Annotated in this window: 7 protein-coding genes and 1 pseudogene; 6 read left to right on the top strand and 2 right to left on the bottom strand. The window is 56.7% G+C overall.

Annotated features, from left to right (window positions below; all coding sequences use genetic code 11):
- Positions 1-181 precede the first annotated feature (181 nt).
- Entirely contained in the window at positions 182-565 is a 384-nt protein-coding gene (locus tag BZL43_RS10305) for a tol-pal system YbgF family protein (protein WP_095632207.1), read from the top strand.
- Positions 566-786: 221 nt separating this feature from the next.
- On the top strand, positions 787-1,146 hold the full coding sequence (locus tag BZL43_RS10300; protein WP_095632206.1) for a PilZ domain-containing protein: 360 nt from the start codon (positions 787-789) through the stop codon (positions 1,144-1,146).
- A 155-nt stretch (positions 1,147-1,301) separates the two neighbouring features.
- Here BZL43_RS10300 and BZL43_RS28560 read toward each other — a convergent pair.
- Positions 1,302-1,406 (bottom strand): annotated as a pseudogene (locus BZL43_RS28560) (DUF6124 family protein); the annotation flags it as partial.
- A 182-nt stretch (positions 1,407-1,588) separates the two neighbouring features.
- Here BZL43_RS28560 and BZL43_RS10295 point away from each other — a divergent pair.
- The 4 genes from BZL43_RS10295 (at position 1,589) to BZL43_RS10280 (ending at position 17,387) form a co-directional block, all read left to right on the top strand.
- On the top strand, positions 1,589-4,819 hold the full coding sequence (locus tag BZL43_RS10295) for an Ig-like domain repeat protein (protein ID WP_095632205.1): 3,231 nt from the start codon (positions 1,589-1,591) through the stop codon (positions 4,817-4,819).
- 306 nt (positions 4,820-5,125) lie between these two features.
- On the top strand, positions 5,126-9,613 hold the full coding sequence (locus BZL43_RS10290; protein ID WP_168185081.1) for an Ig-like domain-containing protein: 4,488 nt from the start codon (positions 5,126-5,128) through the stop codon (positions 9,611-9,613).
- 90 nt (positions 9,614-9,703) lie between these two features.
- The gene (locus BZL43_RS10285; protein ID WP_095632203.1) at positions 9,704-14,155 is read left to right on the top strand and encodes a neuraminidase-like domain-containing protein; all 4,452 of its coding nucleotides are present in this window, start codon (positions 9,704-9,706) and stop codon (positions 14,153-14,155) included.
- A gap of 46 nt (positions 14,156-14,201) precedes the next feature.
- Positions 14,202-17,387: a hypothetical protein gene (locus tag BZL43_RS10280; protein ID WP_095632202.1), complete on the top strand. Its 3,186-nt coding sequence runs from the start codon at positions 14,202-14,204 to the stop codon at positions 17,385-17,387.
- Positions 17,388-17,397: 10 nt separating this feature from the next.
- Here the strand turns inward: BZL43_RS10280 and BZL43_RS10275 are convergent, their stop codons facing one another.
- Complete coding sequence (locus BZL43_RS10275) at positions 17,398-18,729, bottom strand: DUF58 domain-containing protein (RefSeq protein ID WP_095632286.1); 1,332 nt, start codon at positions 18,727-18,729, stop codon at positions 17,398-17,400.
- Between the last annotated feature and the right edge of the window lie 9 nt (positions 18,730-18,738).

Raw genomic sequence — 18,738 nt, 5'->3', positions numbered from 1 at the left:
CTCCTGAGTTCAAGCGCTAGCAGAGGCTACTATGGTCCGTAGGTGTAGTCATTGTTCGTTTGCACTACTTTTTTTGAAGAACTTGGTTATTAGTTTCTTTATTGAACGCGACAATCGGCGCAAACCGTCCTGAAGATTTCCGCCCAAGGGTCGATACAGAGCTCAAGACAGGAGATCCCCCATGCGATTCGTGCTCATTGCCGCCCTTGCCATCAGTGCCCTCAGTGTCACGGGCTGCACCCGTTGGTCGATGAACCATCATTTGAATAATGCCTACAGCGCCTACGAGCGCGGCAACTGCGAGCAAGTGATGCTCGAACTGTCCAAGGTCGAGCGTGCCAGCCACGCGCGGCCTTATGTGTGGCCGGAAGTGTCGATGATGCGTGGCCTGTGCCTGGAACGGCAGAAGCTGTTTATCGATGCGGCGCAGACTTACCAGTTCATCATGGCCTCTTACCCGCAAAGCGAATACGCCTACCGCGCCCGTGCCCGCCTGGAAACTCTGCAGAGCCTGGGCCATTACCCAACCCGCAGCGCGGCGGCGGTGCGTCCAACCCGGTTCTGATTGTCAGGCGACAGCGGTGAGCTATAGTCCAATGGATCGGTTTAGAGCCTTGCCTCTGATCGAGGTAACACCTGTGATCGGCAGCAGTAAGCGACAGCGGTTGGAAGGACTGTCGCACCAGGATCGGGGAGAGCGCGGCATATGCCTATGAATCAATAGAGCAGGCCCGTTCCGAAGCATTAGTGCGGCCCTGCTTAAGGGCCTTGCGTAGCGAAATCAGCATGTCCACTGACCGCCGGATCGAGCGGCATCAACTGCCGTATTTTCTCAAAGTGTTCAACAGCGTTACCGACAAGCCCATCGGCTTTCTGGGCAACCTGTCCGAGGACGGGCTGATGTTGATCAGCCAGTTGCCGATGATGGTGGGCGCCGATTTTAACCTGCGTCTGAAAATCCCCATGGATGGCCATTGTCAGCAGGTGATCGACCTCGATGCCTGCTGCCTGTGGTGCCACGAGGACGCCACCCCTCACCATTACGATGCCGGCTTCAGCCTGCAACGGGCACCGCCGGAATATGGACAATTGTTGGAGGCACTGAAGCAGTACTTCAGCTTTCAGCCGTTGCCTGCTTCGGCCTGAAAGCAAAAGCTCGCAGCCTGCGGCAGCTCCTGCATTGACCGCGTTCGCCGCCATTAACACGGATCAATGTAGGGATTGATATTCACCGCAGTATTGCGGATGACCATCGATCCCCTTTAGGCGCTGCCGAAGGCTGCGATCTTTTGATCTTTGCTTTACGCCGGGCTAATCGCCCCCTCGATATCCAGCGACCGCTCCGCCAGCATCAACCCCCTCTCGCTCATCTGGTAAATCGCCATCGCCAGGTGCCGCTGTTTGTCTTACAGGCTGTCCGCTGAGTCCGGTTAACGGACAAAAACGGTATCTACCTTTTGTTATCAGGGAGGCGATTTTTAGATGAATTGGATCTTGTTAACTATCAGTTTTGACAGTGGTTGCGCACAGGAGGCGTAAGTATGTTGCTAACAAGACGTTAGCTATCCATTGCTCGGGAACCGCTGAAATGAACGACATAGTTGATGGTGCTGAGAAAGATAAAGCCTGGCTGAATGATGAGAAAGTTCAGATAAGTTATGAGCGCATCACTGAGCTGGAAGACGGCTCGTTTCGGAAACTGGGCGAGGGTGAGCAATTTTCCGAGGTTTTCTGGAATGATGCGGTCACCACCACTCTCCACCAGACACATCCCCGTGTGTCGACATTGAAGACTGAGCTGGTGTGTCAGTACAAATTCCAAAACGGTCGGATCTATGTAAAGACGTTGCGGTACAAGATGACCACGCGTTATGGAAACTGGGATAGGGCAAACATAGATATTGTGCTTTCGGCTCGTGACTACGTACGCGAGTGCTCAGATGACAACCTGTTGCAAGACACCCAATGGCACAATCATGAGGTTTATCTTGAATCCCCTCTTGCCGCTCCTGATTTCAATATGTACCTGGTTATTCGGGTTAACTATGACGGGACGAACAATGACGTTGGGCCCGATGAAGGGTGGGGAGTGTATATTCGCCCTGCACAGAAGCCACTCATAGAAACACCGTTATCCGGTTCAGTGGTCAGGATGCCGTTTCCCGTTTCCGGAAAAAATGGCCTTCTAAACGGGAAGGTCAATTTATCTTGCTTGTACAACGGCAGTGTGCGTTTGCTCGCATCCGCGACCGTAGGAAACGATGGCCGTTGGAATATCCCCATTTCCTTGCCGGCAGGCGTCGTGTCCTTCTATGCAGAACAAGTCATCGGCAATGAAAATTCCGGTAAATCGAATACCGTCACCATTCAGTGGTACGCGGCTCCACGGGTCGAATCACCGGCCAACAATGCGGTGGTCGCGACTGGTAGCGCATTGTTATTGAAAGGGCGGGGGACTGCCGGCAAAACCATCCACATCATGACGCCGGGCGGAGGTGTTCTGCACGCAACGACAACCGTTAAATCCAACGATACATGGGAGGCGTTGTTCAACCAGGGCAACTACCCTAACGGCGGTCTCGTCGAAATGACGGCTGGCCATCTAAACATGAATGACTGGTCAGTTACGCAATCCTTCAAGTTGCTTGGGCCACCGGCAATTACCAGCCCCACACAGAATCAAGAGGTGGACATGCGCATCACCGTCGGTGGTACGGTGAATACGCTGTTCAAGTCGGGCACAGTCAACATCCACAGGGACTCCGTGGGCACGCTGTTGGGTACGGCCACGGTGAACACCAGCACCGGTGCCTGGCAAGCACAACTCACCACGGATTTGACACCGGGTGATTATTCATTGACGGCGGTGCATGTCTTTTCGGGGGTTACATCGTTAGGTGCATCGCCCGTCAGACTGAAAGTACGGCCACCTCAGCCACAGCTGACCGCTCCAAATCCCGCTTCGGGCGTGAACCCTGTTCTGACCGGCACGGGCGGTCATCCCGGTGCCACTCTAGTACTCTCGGATGAAACGGAAGAGGATCTCGGTAGCGTGACCGTGACCGGTAATTCATGGTCAGTCAGTCCGCGAAGCGCGCTGACACCAGGGGTGTATGCTTTTAAGGTTCGCCAGAGCATCAGTAACATGCTCTCGCTCTGGTCAAATGTTCGTACGTTTTCCGTCATCGTACCCAAGCCGACGCTCACTGTACCGATCACCGTAACCGACCAGAAGCCAAGCTTTTCGGGCATGGCAAACACTTGGGCAAAACAAACGCAGGCCGCGCAGGTCGAGGTGCGACTCAACCACGCCCAGACCCCCATCGTTCCGATCGTCAACGTGAGCAATAACCGCTGGACTAGCACTGCGACTGAGCGATGGGCGCCGGGCACTTACGCGATCGTGATCCGGCAGTTGTACAAAACACTGAATTCCGGGTGGCCGGCGACGGCAGTCAGCCTGGTGATTCCGGCGCCCTTGCCGGTGATTACCAAGACCGACCCTGAGGGCTTCAGCCCCAGAATCACCGGCACCTGTTGGCCAGGCGCCTCGCTCAAGCTTAGGTACAGCGACCGGCCAACGGTCGATCATCCCGTCAGCGGTACCAATGGCACCTGGACATTTAGGCGCGATATTCCGTTCGCCCCCGGCAATCATACGTTCACGGTGACACAGTCCTACGGCGGGCAAACTTCCGGGGAGGCCCACGGTGCTTTCAATGTCCCTACGCCAAAACTTGGGATCACCCAACCGGAGGTCAATCAGGAGGTCGGCCTTAAGCCCACTTTCGAAGGCACTGATGGTTACAAAGACGCAGTGCTGACAATTTACGATGCCATATCGGATCAGGCGCTGGGTAGCAAGACGCTTTCTTCATCGGGATCCTGGAGTCTGACGCCGGAGGCCGAGTTGTCCACCGGGCTGCGTACTGTCTATGTGAGGCAGTCCTTCAATAATCAGTTCTCTGCGCGCAGTGATAATCGTAACTTTCAGGTGGTCATTCTGGCGCCACGCGTTGGGGTACCTGCATTGGACGGCAGGTTGCCCCGCTTGGGGCTGATCAGCGGTACAGGCGGGATTCCGGGCGCATTGATTACGGTGAAACTTGCCGGGGTCACTGATCCGGTGGCGGACAACATTCCGGTGCGCGACGATGGCAGTTGGGAAGTTCCTTCCAGGCTGACGGAGGTTGGCCAGAAAACCCTACTGGTTAGCCAGACGTACAAGGGGCAATCTTCGGAGATCTTTCAGCATCCCTTTACCCTTGTGCCAGCAGCTCCCTATCTGGAATCACCGGTTAACGGGCAGCGGATCTCCAGTCAGGTGATGGCGTCCGGGTTCGGGTATCCGGGAGATACGGTGTCGGTTCACCGACGCGGGGGGAGTGGTCCTCATCTATTGGCAACAACGCAGGTGAGGCCGGAGGGTACCTGGTCTGTCGAATTCACCTGGAATGCCGAATGGACGGGCTACAGCCTGTCGGTGCAGGCGAAAAAGAGCGAATTCGGTTCTGACAATTCTCCCATGCACGCGATCAAGACACGCTCAGCCGCCCCCAGCCTGACTCAGCCCGCCAGTCAGGACTGGGTCGATGCTGCCCCGACATTCGCCGGCCACGGCCGCAGCGGCGCTCAAATCAGAGTGGCTTCATACTTCGACCCAGGAGATGTGCTGGCCACTGGTTTGGTTGCCAACGGAAGCTGGAGCGTTCAGTCCAGCAAAAGCCTGCCTCCCGGTCTTCACCGTGTAGTGGTGTGGCAAACCGAGGGTGAAGCGGATTCCGTAGAGTTGATAAGTGAGCCGTTTATCGTGGAGTGACACCGTGCCCCTCGTGCTGAGGGGCTGTCTCTGGCCTGCATGGCTGATGGGAGTGTCCGACGAATGGTGATAATACCTGTCATTTTTGACAGTTATCCGGCATCAAAAAACCATGTCAAATGGATCATGACTTTGGCGTGATGGACATCCACGACGTTCATCTGACGAACCCCGCAGGAGCGATTCCAAGTGATCGAATCGAAATCTCCCATTCAACGCTTGCTGAACACTGTTCTGGGTGAAGGACGGTTCCTCGAGCTGGCTGATCTCAAGGCTTTCATAGAGAAAAATCCCAGCGTCTTCGATTTGATCGAGCAGGGCGTCGAAGGCTTGCGGATATTGGGGTTGCAACAAGAGGAGGCTCACAGACTGGACAGCCGGGCCAGGGCCGTGGCGACGTTTATTGCCCGTGCCTTTCGGGAGCAGGCTCTGCGGCCTGAAGGGCAAACGCTGTTTCCGTTACGTGCGCTGAGGCAAGGGCCGACTTATTCCAGATTGTTCTCCCCAAACTATGCGTTGTGCAGCCCCAAAGGTTCGATTCAATCCAGTTATTCCACCACGGCTTATCTGGTCGAACTTCGCGAATGGGTGAGTAAGCTGGAAAGCACAGGCAGCCAGGGCGATAAATTGCTCCTGGACACGCGCCGGCCTGATCTGGGGCAAACCTATATCGACCACCTGACAGTGGATCGCGTTGTGCCGTCGATGGAGATTGTTTCGCAGGTATTGGCCAGTCAGATAAAGAGTCGTTTGGGGGAAGAGGACGTTGACGCGGTATTACGGCGCGTCCGGTATCCCAACGGGCTTCCTCATGACCAGTCCTATCAAAGCATTGAAGCGGTCCTCAAGCTTGCAGGCTATGAGTCGTTGGGTGACATCCTTCGCCTGGTCGACCCCGATGCCCCGTATTTCATCCATCCGAGCGCCCGGGGCAGCAAATCCGACATTGCCATGCGCCTGAGCCTGGAACTCGGACCGGTCCGGCAGGCTTTGTTGCTGGAGCCCGGATATTTTTCGGCAACCACCGGCGAGCCCGAGCCTGGAATGCCGAGCGATTTTTACAGGGATAATTTCGGTTACATAGGGCCGTTGGATTTGAAGCAATTGTGGGTCTTTTATCTGGCCACACAGTTGGATCAGCAGGGCGTTGAGGCGCTCTTCGCGCTCGGCAATTTTATGCCCTTGTTATCCGAAAACGCTCCCGCGCTGGTGAATCCAGAGGTCGAGGTGAGCGGAGCGGTTTATGGCGCCGCATTTATTCATGGAGCGCTTGATCCGCTTATTCATGCAGAGCGTAATCCGCCGATTGGCCTGGCTCGTACCGGCCCTGCGGATACCTTTGAATTGCAGAATGTCGATGACGAAAATCAACACCGAATGGATCGGATCAACCGCAAGTGCCGGCTCGATCGTTGGCTGAGGCTTGCCAGCAGTGAAACCGACCAACTGATGATGGCGGCCAATCATGCCGAACGGCGTGGTCACCCGAATACCGCTGTATGGGTGACGGATAACATGTTGCGTGCAATAGGACTGTTTCAGGAGCTACGGGCGCAGTACCAGTGTTCGGTCAGGGATTTTTCGGTGTTCATCGATGTGCTGTCGGTGTATGGGCAAAACGAGGAACTTTCTCACTTTGACCAGGTGTACAACAGTCAGTCGGTTTATATCGAGCCATTGCGGATCGACAACGTCGAGTTTGCCGTGATTCCTCGTTCCGAGGCTGACCAGTCCACTGTGCACCAGATCTGCGCCGGGTTGCAGATCAACTTTGAGACCTATCGCTATCTGTCGGCAGTCATCGCCGATGCTTTCGGCTATTCCATTCGCATGCCCCGCAGTCTGGCGGTGTTTTCCAGTTTTTATCGTCTGGTGAGGCTGGCGCGGCTGTTCGGGGTCACGCCGGTCGAAGCCACGGCCTTGCTGCAGGCGCTGGGAGGAGAGGTCTGGATCGTGGAACTGGCGGGCGCACCACAGGTGAGTAGCCATGTCACAGGTGAAGAAACAGACGTCCTGAGTGTGATACGGGCACTGATGTCTGCTGTGCAATGGTGCAAGGCCAATGATTTCAGCGTGTTATGGCTGGTGCAGAACATCGGACCGGTGAGCGTGCCGACCGTCGCCACCGAAGTTCAGAAACACATGCTTCAGCGTTTGCGTGAGCAGGCACAACCGGTGTTGTTCCTTGAGGTGATGTTGCTTGAGGAGGGTGTATATGACCCGCAAGAGCCCGGCCGTTGGCTGACGGCACTTGCAGCGTTGATTGACGTCACCGGATTGGTGAAAAGTCGCTACGAAGAGACGGAGGCCGATTACCTGCAATGGGCCCGCAAAGAGATCGATCTCGCCGTGGAGGATGTGATCCCGGACACTGAGACCGAGGAGCGTGATTACGCCCGAACAACCATTCTCTCAGTGCTGCTGCGGGTTCGGGCCGAGCAACGGTCGGCCGTCTACGAAGTGCTTGCGGTGCATTTGGGTCTTTCATCCGACCGGGTGGCAAGGGTGCTGTTTTGGGCCGAGGGCAGTGCTTTCATCCTGCTCGAACGTGCCCTGGCCGGGCCTGAAAATGCCAAGGTCAAGTGGACCGGGCCTGAGCCTGAACCCGTCGAACCCTTCTTGAAATTATTGATGGAGCTGGAGCGGCGCAGCCGGATCGTGAGCCGCTTGGCGTTGAGCGCCGAGATGCTGGACACGCTGTTGACTGAGGAGCAGTACGAGTGGTTCAGCCTGGAGAGCCGCTACGAAATCTCTATCAAGACCCTGTATTACCTGGTTTTTTATACAAAGCTGCTGCTGTTGGCTCAACAGCCTGAAGCCAAGGTCTTGGACTACTTGCGGCAGGTCAATCAGTTGCCGGAGTACCTTGACCCCGACCCTCGGCGATTGGTACGCGACGCTGCGGCTGAAAAACTGGCGCAGTTGTTCCGTTTCGGGATTCGTCACGTGCTCGACTGTGTGGCTGCCGTCGTGCCGGTGGATGCCAACGGTAACCCCCAGATCAATCCGGTTTTACGTAATCTGGCTCAACTGGACCTGTTGAGTCGTACGCAGGAAATGTCGGGCAATGGCCTGGATGCGGCCACCGGGTTCCTGTTGGGTGCATTGACGCCCAGGGCTCCGGAGTCCGAATTTGCCCAGGCGGCACAAAGAGTACTGGAGACGCTGGCCAAGCCGCAGGCGTTGAAAGTGGCACAACAATCGGGCGAGGTCGGACAGACCGTGAGTACTCGGTGTGTGGTCGACACGAAGCATTTGATCGCCAATCTGGCGCACGATTACGCCGAGTTCGAATGCACCGTACTCGATTTCTATGGCGAACCGCTCAAGGGAGTGCCGGTTCACTGGACGACCACCCGTGGTGTACTGCGCGAGACGCTGACCCGCACTGACGCCCAGGGCAAAACCGGGGTTCAACTGCAGGCCGGTTCAACCATGGGCGTCGCCCATGTTGCCTATCGGCTGGATTTGCGCGAGGCGGTCTATGCGCCCGCCGTCGTGATCGGTTGTCATGAAGAGTCTCTCGCTTTCCCTTCCGAATTGATGTCGACGTTGCCCAGAGAGCCGGTTCTGGCGGGAGGGCTGGGGGAAGTGGAGGTTTACGCGGTGCTGCTGGACGAGTTCGGCAATCGCGCCCCGGGCCGACTGGTGGTCTGGCGCACGACGCTGGGGACTATTCAACCGGGCGAAACCTTTACCGACAGCAGCGGCACTACACGCGTTCGGCTAATCAGTCAGGAGGAGGGAGAAGCCCAAGTGTCGGTGACTTATCCTGATACCGAAGTCACGGCCCAGTTCAACGGCAAGGTAACGTTTGAAGACATGCCCTACCTGGAGGCCGCGCCGTATGCCATTTCAGCGGCTGTACTGGGGCAGCCTTTGAGCGTCCAGTGCCGGGTGGTCGGACTTGACGGGGCACCCCAGGTCGATGAAACGGTTCTATGGTGGACCAGCAAGGACCCCGCCAGGCTGTCGACGATCAGCAATCAAGACGGGCTTTGCACCCTTGACCTGAACTCGCTCACGCAAGGCCCGCTGACGGTCTTTGTGCAGCACGGGGCGGACAGGCCCTTGAGCCTCGATTTACCGGTGGCGGCGGCTGCGCTGATTGCCGATTACTCTGCTGACGTGCGATTCCCAGTGGCGGGTGCCACGAAACCGAGCCTGTTCTGGATCGATGTCAGGGAAGAGCGTTCACCTGCCGGGCTTGCGGTGCCCAATGTGCCGATCGAGTGGCAAGTCGACACCGTTCCAGCTGGCGGGGCGGGTTTTCCGATCACCACCACGATTGCCACCGACGTTGACGGTCGCTCGGTTCTTCCCTTCCTTGCCGACACCGCCGGACAGTACCGGATCACTGCGAGTGTAGCGTTCTCAGCGGACGAAAATCGGCCATTCGATGTGACCGTGGTCGAGGCCATCAATTGGCGGGTGACGCTCGAGTCCACAGTCAACGATATCGCCGCGCAAGAGGTGATCGTTCCAGGTTCCGGCGAACTCAAGCTGTACTCCGGGCGTGAATACACACTGAGCATTTCCACAAGCAGCTCAATAATCCACGGAAAAAAGGCCGCCCTAGGCTGGAGTTCGAAGCCCGATTACCCAAGTTCAAGCCTGCTCGGGCTGACCTTCGATCCACCGTTAGCGCAGGAATATGACATTTCTGATCAGCCCAAGGCCTGGATAATCACCATCAGCGGTATCAGGCGTGGCCCCTTTACATTGGGCTTGTATGTGAATGAGCTGGACGAAGTCCTGGCGCTGGACGGCAGTTTGAGCAGGGCTCCTTCGTAAGTCGTGTCATCGCTTGTCAGAACGGTAAAGGTGCTTCGAATTTTCGCGGCTGGGCTTGCTCCGGCGGCGCTTCTACAAGGACAGCCGAACATGGACACTCTGTTTATTCCCGAATTGGCACAGCGGCGTTGCGCTGCAATGGCCGAACTCATTCTCGGGCAGAAACTCTGGGATGGTGTCGTGGCGTTGGATACGATGGAGGATCTGTACGAGTACTTGAAGCTCGATCCGAAAATTGGTACCCAGCCACAGGCCACTTGGCTATCGGAAGCCGTCAGAAGTCTCCAGCAACAGATCCATTCGGTCTTTAACGATATGGAACCCGGCTACGAGGATGCCTACTTCGATGAGGAGGACTTGCAGGAGTGGCATCAGCGGTTGAGCCATTACGGCACTTGGGCCGGTTATCAAAAACTGGCCGACTATCCTGAAGAGTTCATCATTCCCGAGTTGCGGCTGAAAAAAACCGCGCTGTTCAGAACACTGGAGAACAGCCTTAACCAGACGCGCCTCAGTGACGGCGCCGTACAGTCGGCGTTGTTCGATTACCTGCAGACATTTCAGCGCACCTGTGATCTGGAAATTCAAAGCGGGTATATCGATGGCGGGAATTTTCAGGAAGCGACCTATTACTTTGTCGGCAAGGAGCGTACACCCCCTTTCGGCTATTACTGGCGCAAGGCCGGGGTCGAACTGAACAATGGGAGCATAACGCTCAACCCTACTGCCTGGAGCGAGTGGCAGCCGATCGATACGGCTGCCACTGGACGGGTACTGGATATGCGGCCGGTGTATTTTGCCGGGCGCTTGCTGCTGGTGTGGGTGGAATGGCAAGACCGGCAAATGGATCAGGACGGGCGGGTGCAGGTGCCTTGGGCACTGGATATCAAAACCGCCTTCGCCGGGCTCAATGGTCAATGGTCGCCGCCCTTCACAATCTTTCAAAGCGAGTTTGAACACGATGTGTCCGATGGTCGGCTGATTGCGGTAAACGTTGGCGGCGGGGATCCCCGTGAAGATCAATTGGCGGTGTGCTACACCAATCGATCGTCACTGGACAATATCTCCGGGTCTCATGAAATCGAGATCCACGAAACCCGCGATGCAATATTTCGCAAGGTTGCGGACCATCGACTGACGATGCTGGAGCTGACGTTTGCCCGATTCATGCAGCCAGATACCTTGCAGCACAAAATTCTTCCGGCCGATCTTTCGAGCGTCACGATTGAGGCCAGCCCGGATGTACCGGGCAGCATTACCGGGTATTTGTCGCTCGAGGCGATCCATACCCGCGAACGTAGCGAGAATGGTCGGATCTGGGATGTGCTGCGGGTGCGCGGAGAGTGTTCGGCCGTCATCGAAAGCGGTCGTTTGCTGGGGCGGTTGTCCATCGGCTGGAGAGGGCATCTGGCAAATCAGGAGGTAGAGGTCAGCCTGATAGAGGCAGGGACAGACGTATTGGCGGTGACCCTCAATACGCGGATAAAACCTGCTGTTGAACTTTCGCTGAAACACGGCAACACCGAACTACAAATAATCCCTGCCGCCGATTTCGTTGAAACACCGGCCGGTTCAGGTGTGTGGGTCTATAACCAGAATGTCACTCTGTCCGGCGACTCCCTCAAAACGCTGCTGAGCAGCTCTCCGGAGACGGTGCAAGCCGGAGCGGGGTTCTCAATCAATGGTCTGGGGCCGACATTGCATAATCCGGCCAACGTGCTGGTGCCGAAGATTCTGTATGCCGGTGTCCCCTTGAAACTGGCATTCGATGCGCGAACGGTGGACGATCCCGTTGACTGGGTTTCCACGGGTGAACTGGACGGACACTACAGCACGCCCTGGATCACTTATCGTCGCGATGCAACCAATATCGGGCCCTACGCCTTTCCGATTGGCGTGCCAATTCCCTTTCGATTCGGGGTCGAGGACAGTGCACCCGGATACGGACGAATGAATTTTGGTGTGACGTTGGGCACCGCTTCAAGGCTGCTGGACATCCCGTCGTTGCACAAGAGCGACTCCAGTGGTGCGCAGTTTTTGAGCTTCAACAATGCTGCGCAAAACCTCAGGCATGTGCGTCTGAATTCACTTTTTGGCAAAGTCCTGGTGGCGCGTGCGGCGGTTTCGGTCGACGCAGTGCTGTCCTATGACACCCAATATGTCGCCGAGCCGCCCATGCCTGATGGCTCAGTGGAAAACAACGGGCCGTTCGAGGGAAGCAATGGCCGGTATTTCTGGGAACTGTTTTTCCATGTGCCGGATCTGGTGGGGTCGCGGCTGAAAGAAGAAGGGCGGTTCCGGGAAGCTCAGGGATGGTTCGAATATATCTTCGACCCCATGGCCCGTGAAATCCTGGCTGATCCCGACCAGCCCGAAGTGATCCCGGCTCCGGCTTACTGGCGTTGCCGACCATTGGCCAATGTACTGAATCCCGCCTATGAGGTCTCTGCGCCGTACGATCCAGACGCCATCGGCTATACGAAACCAATTCACTTGCAGATCGCCATTTTCATGCGCTATGTGCAGAACCTGATTGATTGGGGGGACTGGTTCTATCGTCAGTTGTCACGCGACAGCCTGGGAGCGGCCAAGTTGTACTACGTGCGTGCGCTCTCTATGTTGGGTGAGGAGCCGGACACGCGAACGGCGAATACCTGGCAGCGCAAAACCCTTGAGCAACTGATGGAAGAGGTTGCTGATCGCCACCTGCTCAAAACCTTTGAGAAAGGCTTCGATCTGAACCTTGCAGATGTGCCGTTAAGCATGCAAACGAAGCCGCGATTCGGCCTGTTGGGCAGCGGCGTGTTTCGTCCGCCGGCCAGCGAGCAAGTGACAGGGTTGTTTACCTTGCTCAGGCAACGAGTTTCCAATCTGCGCAATGACCTCTCGATTGACGGCAAGCCCTTGAACCTGCCCCTGTTCGACGCTCCGATCAGTCCGAAGGAAATCCTGCGGGCACAGGCTCAGGGCGGTCTGGGAGAGGGGCGCAGCCCCGGCGGGCAGGTGCAGGTCGTACCGTATCGTTTCCGTGTCGTGCTGGAACTGGCATCCCGTGCCGTGCAGACCCTCGCCGGTTTTTCCGCCCAGGTTCGCCTGTACATGGAACAACGCGATCGGGCAGAACAGGAGGAGTTGCAGCAAAGCCATCTGATCGAGCTCGGCAGTTACGCCAAAGCGGTGCAAGAGGAAACGCTGGCCCAAATGAAGGCGACGCGTCAGGCGCTGGTGCAAAGCAAGGCGGTGGCCGAACAGCGCAAAGCCTATTACGACGCACTGGCCCACGAAGGGGTTTCCATTACCGAGGCTGACGTTCTGGAGAAAACCGTTTTGGCCAAGTCCATCAGCCTCGGAGCGTCAGCATCAAGAATGGTGGGCGCAAGTCTTGATCTGTTGCCCAACATCTTCGGCACGGCCGGGGGCGGGTATCGTTTGTCGGCCATTCCCTATGCGATCAGCAATGGCTTTGAGCTAGCCACCAGCCTGATGCTGATAGAAGCCGAACAAGCAGCCACCAATGAGCAATACCGGCGTCGGCAGCAAGAATGGGAACAGGCTCGCGATCAGGCTGATCTGGAGATCGCTGCCTTGCAGGCGCAGCTTGTGGCGCAACAACACGCGATCAATGCGGCCGAATCCAGTCTGCAGCAGACGGAGATATCCAATGGACAGGCGCAGGCGCTGTATGCCTTTTACAAGAACCGCAGTTCCAACCAGCAGCTTTACAGTTGGCTGTTGGGGCAAATGAAGAGCCTGTACTTCCAGGCTTACGATGCGGTGGTGTCGCTCTGCCTGAACGCCGAGACTTGTTGGCAGTATGAAATGGGTCATTACAAGGAGCGCTTTATCCAGCCGAACCTCTGGCTTGATGCCTATCACGGTCTGACCGCTCCGGAGTACCTGCAATTGGCCTTGCTGAAATTGGAGGCCGCTTATATCAAGCGCAACGAGCGACGACTGACGCTGGTCAAGACCATTGCCTTGAGCCAATGGGTGTCGCCCGAGGAGTGGGCCGACCTGCTCAAGGGGACGCTCGATCATCTGGATTTCCAGATTACCCAGAAAATGCTCGACGAAGATTACCCGGGGCACTATTGCCGGCAGATCGTTTTGCTCGAGCTGACCTTTCCGGCCTTGCTTGGCCCCTATGAAAATATTCGGGCCGTCCTGACTCAACTCGGCAGCCATACCGCGACCGAACCAACCCTGGAGTCGGTTCGGTACCTGCACAAGCCTCCACCCGCAGATCCGCTGCCAGAAGGAGTGATCAACAACGTGCGTCCGTACCAGCAGATCTGTGTATCCGATGGCCTGACCGATAACGGTACGGCGGGCGTGGACTTGGACAGCACTCGCTATGGTCCCTTCGAAGGCACCGGCGCCGTGTCGAGCTGGAGGTTGTCCTTCCCCCGACACGATCAACCGCCGCAACAAGCGCTCTTTCATTCATTAACCGAAATCGTTGTTCGCCTGGTGTATTCGGCCAGGGACGGTGGGCCGGATTTTGCCGACGACGTTGAAAGTGAACTCAGGGCCAGGACTTGATTGCGTCATCCCCGACACTGGTTGATTGGGCTGGAGAAATATCATCATGAGTGAGCAAAAGGTTACTGCCGATTACAACTTCATCAGAAACGGTGATTTTCAGAATGATCTGGAGGATGGCTGGACTCTCAATGACCCGGCCAAAGTAACGAAACAGACGGATTTATGGGACGGCGTGCCAACCGCCCATATGCGCCTGGTCAATAAAGGTGAAGCCGAGCAGACCATCACCTTGCGCGATCTTCCGCGCCCCACCACGGGCCGGGCGGTTTACCGGGTGAGTTTCTGGTATCAGGCGACTCAAGGGGCCGTCTGTTGGGTGCTCTTGAAACCGGGTAAGGGCGGGCAGCAGTGCTACGACCTGATACCGACTCTGGATCCCGAAGAAGGCGAAGATCCGGAAGAGCCACTGGATCTGCGTCTGGAACTGATGGAGAGAGATATCCAGCTGGAAGCAGATGAAACCGAAGTCACTGTCGGCTTCGGTTCACCGGCCAATGATCAGCCCGGCATGCTTCGTGGCTTGCGCGTGACTCAGATCAAGGTTGAATTGCGGCTGGAGGATTTGCGTCTCAAGCAGGTATGGCTGGACGGCGCGCCGCAAGACCTTCGCAGACCTTTGAGGTTATGCCTTGGCGCCGCAGCCGACCAAGCCGCAACGCTCAGATTCGAGCCGGCCGATGACAGTGTCTGGAAGGGCACGGACATCGGCTTGCTGGTGGATGGTGCAATTCCAGCTCCGGGGGCTCCGGTCAGCGTATTGCCGGACGGAGAACATCTCATCGAAAGCCCGTGGCAAATCAGCTGCGCGGATTTGCCCGACGAGGAAGGGGTCAGGCACGAACTGTTGATCGAAAGTACCTTCACCGCAAATCCTTATGTGCTTGAAACCCTGTCCGGCCATTTTCGGCTTGATGTTGTCGCAGTAAAGGAGGCGGCGTATTACCCGGTGATTGACCTCAAGCAAACGGTTGAACTGGTCGCACGGGTTCAATCGCACTATACAGCTCAGCCACTGGCTGGGCGCATGGTGCGTTGGTATCGGGGCGAGGTTGAACTGTCTAATGGCGAAACGGATGAATCCGGAGAGGCCCGCTTCGACTATGAACCTGATGTGATGGGCAAGCAGCAGATTGTCGCCAAAGTAGACAGCTTTTATAAGCCTGAAGATGCGCTGCATGTGTTTGAGGTATGGGCGCTACAGAGTGATCCCTGGCTGGATGTTCAAGTCAGATTGGATGCCCTGGCGTTGGGAAGCTGGGACAAGGTGCTGTATCCCAACCGCGGGGGCTCCCATGAGATTTGGTTGACGCTACCTGAGGGCAGTCCGCTGCTGGATACCGATCTCATTCTGTTTTCCATCAGTACACCTGATACTCCGGAGTCGCTGCAGGTAACGTTCGATCCTCTCCTGAGTCAGCCACATCCGCAATCTGCAACGCTGATGCGATGGGCGATGGTCTGCGGAAACTGGAAAAACGGCCAATTCTCATTGCAACTTGAAAGCTCCAGGCTCAAGGAGCGATCCAACCTCAAGCCGATGAGCCTGGCTCACAATTGGGTGGAGAAAGGCTGGGTGAAAGAGGCGACCCGGTTTCCCTGTCTGGATAGTCCGGTTCCGTTGCCATTGGCGCTTCAGGTGAAGTCGAAAATATCGAATGTGCTTGAGGCCAAAGAGGTTGACGTGCTCTGGACTCTGGAGCCGGATGAAGAATTACGGCAAACCGGCGTCGACGGAGTCAGTGAATATGAGTTTATCCCCAGCGTGGAAGGTTCCTTTAAAGTCACCGCCAAGGTGGATAACCGGTATGACGATACTTCGTTCACACACGATTTCAACGTCACGGTAATAGGCGAAGAGCCTTGGCTCAAAATGGCCATATTGACCATGAATGACAAAGAACCTGGTTCGATCGGGATCTATGCGTTTCTGGAAGATGAAGGCACATTGAAACTGATGCCCAGCGGTGACGGTTTGCTCGATCAGGAGATTTACCTGGGCTGGCCGGATACCAACCCGGATCTGGGGCTTGTGACCGATCCGCCGATGGAGCAAAGGCGGAAATTGACGTCTACGGGACTGAGCTGGAAGGTGAAGTTCAATTCGACCGAAAGCGCCCGTTTCGATTTGCAGGTGTGTTGCGACATGCTCGACCCTTGGACAGTGCCAGGGCGGGCGCTTTCAAGATCGATTGACGTTGAAGGCAGTCTTGCACTGGATCAGGTGATGTTCGAAAGCCAGAAAGGTGCCTATCCCTGCATTGGTGCCCAGCATGACTTATGGTTCTGGCCGAAAGTGAATAGTCCGTTATCAGGTCTGAAGGTGGCCTTGCGTTTCAGGGATGCCCCCGAGGACAAGTTGAATATTTTGTTTTCCCCGGAGCTGGATCTGGCAGTGCGGCTCGATGCCTCGGGCATCAAATGGCAACTTGGCTGCCTTTACACCCAGCGTATCGAGCCATTTTCGCTGGAGCTGTTTTTCCCTGAGCTGGATCTGATCTATTCCTCTATTCACATGTCATTGGGTGTTCACCGTTTCCGTATCGCAGCCGAGCGACAACCACCCATGGATACTGTACTGACGGACAGTGAACAGTCCCAAATGGGCCTTCAAGTGGTGTCTTACTACAACGGGCATCCTGTGCGGGATGTACAGGTCAAGTTCGAGCTGCCCGGACGATCCGATGTGACGGAACCAACTGGTCAGGGAGGATGGGCGATGTGTAGGTACGTTCCACCAACCGCTGATGACTTTGTGGTGAAGGCAAGCCTCCAGAACCGCTATAGCGGAGAAACGTTATCCACAGAGTTTTCTGTTAAGGCGCTGGAGAAACTTCCATGGGACGATCTCAAGTTTCAATTCAATGATGATCCGCAGCCGGATCAGATTGGCCGCAAAACGGCATTTCCACGTCGAGGCGGTAACTACACCATCAAGTTGAAACCGGATAATGCGAGTAACCCCTTGGTAGGTCGAGCTGTTGCACTGGGGGTGGGTGGCATCGAGGCTCGCGATATTGGAGCCATACTGACCCCCGATTGGGGGCAGTCACAGATGATGACTGCCGAGGGTGTGTCATGGAGGTTGCAACTGGGCGATATCCAGGACGCAAGCTTTAACGTGTTTGCCTCCGCATCCCGCCTGGCCAAGCTGTCCCCGGGTAATACGATGTCGTTGGGCAGCATTCCGTTGCCTGCCTCGTACGCTGTTGACGATCAGTTTGATAAGTAGGGTGGGGGCGTCAGAGTGCGCCCACTCGCTTCCATCCCAGATACCGCGTCACCAACGCCGTACCTAACTCCCCAGGCCTTGCATCCAGCACCGAAACCCCATGAGCATTCAACCGCTCATGGAGTTCGGCCCGTGCGTTCAGGTAATCCAGCGTGCCGCAATAGGCCAGCGCTTCCGGCAACGTCTGCACCGGCGCATGTCGCACTCGATCGAGGGCTTCTTCGCGCAAGCTGACCACCAGCACCTGATGTAGCTGACTCAGGTGTTTGACCGCACCAACCAGACCCTCATCATCTTCATCACGCAGATTGGTCACCAGCACCACCAGCGCCCGGCGTTTCTGTCTTGCCAGCAATTGATTAGCCGCTGCCTGATAGTCGGCGGGGCGTTTGCTGCTAGCGAGATCGTAGACGCTATTGAGCAACACATTGAGTTGGCTGGCGCCCTTGATCGGTGCGAGGTAGCGTGCCTGATCGCCGGCGAAGGTACACAAACCCACCGCATCACCCTGGCGCAAGGCCACGTAGCTGAGCAACAGGCAGGCGTTGAGCGCATGATCGAAATGTGACAGTTCATCGTCCTGGCTGCGCATGCGCCGGCCGCAATCGAGCAGGAACATGATTTGCTGATCGCGTTCGTCCTCATATTCACGGGCAATTGGTGTGCGTTGGCGGGCGGTGGCTTTCCAGTCGATCTGGCGCAGGCTGTCGCCTTCTCTGAATTCCCGTAACTGGTGAAACTCCATGCCCAGGCCACGACGTGGGCGTTGGCGCACGCCGAGTTGGCTGAGCCAGTTGTCCACCGCCAGCAATTGACCGCCGTAGAGGCGGGCGAAGTCGGGGTAGACGCGGGTGCTGTCGACTACGTTCAATAGACGCTTGCCTGACCACAGGCCCATTGGGCTCGGCAGGCTGATTTCGCAGCGGTCAAAGGTAAAGTGGCCGCGCTTGAGGGGGCGCAGGCGATAGCCGATCTGGCTGTGCTGGCCGGGTTGCAGTTCGACCGACAGGGGCAGGTTTTCGAAACTCAGGCCCTCCGGGGCGTGGTCGAAGATTTGTACATTCAGCGGTTGAGCGAAATCATGCTCGACCTCCAGTCGCACGTCGCCCCATCGACCAAGCGCCAGGCTGCCGGGCATTTGCCGTTGCACGCGAGGCGAGGGCAGTCGTTCGAGGCGGATGGCGTCGAGTATCGCCAAGGCCAGCAGCGCCAGGAGCAATCCCCAGTTGATCGATAACAGGTTCGATGGAACGGCGATGTCCAAGGCTCGCAAGGTGCCCAGCACGATGCCGATGGCCAGCAGGGCCGCGAGCCAGATCAGCAGCAGGCGAGAGGGTTTCATCGTGTCGCG

Origin of the sequence: Pseudomonas sp. PICF141 (genome assembly GCF_002286815.1) — a bacterium.
Taxonomy (GTDB): domain Bacteria; phylum Pseudomonadota; class Gammaproteobacteria; order Pseudomonadales; family Pseudomonadaceae; genus Aquipseudomonas.
Note: the sequence above shows the minus strand (reverse complement) of the source record. Positions and strands in the feature narration are given on the sequence as shown.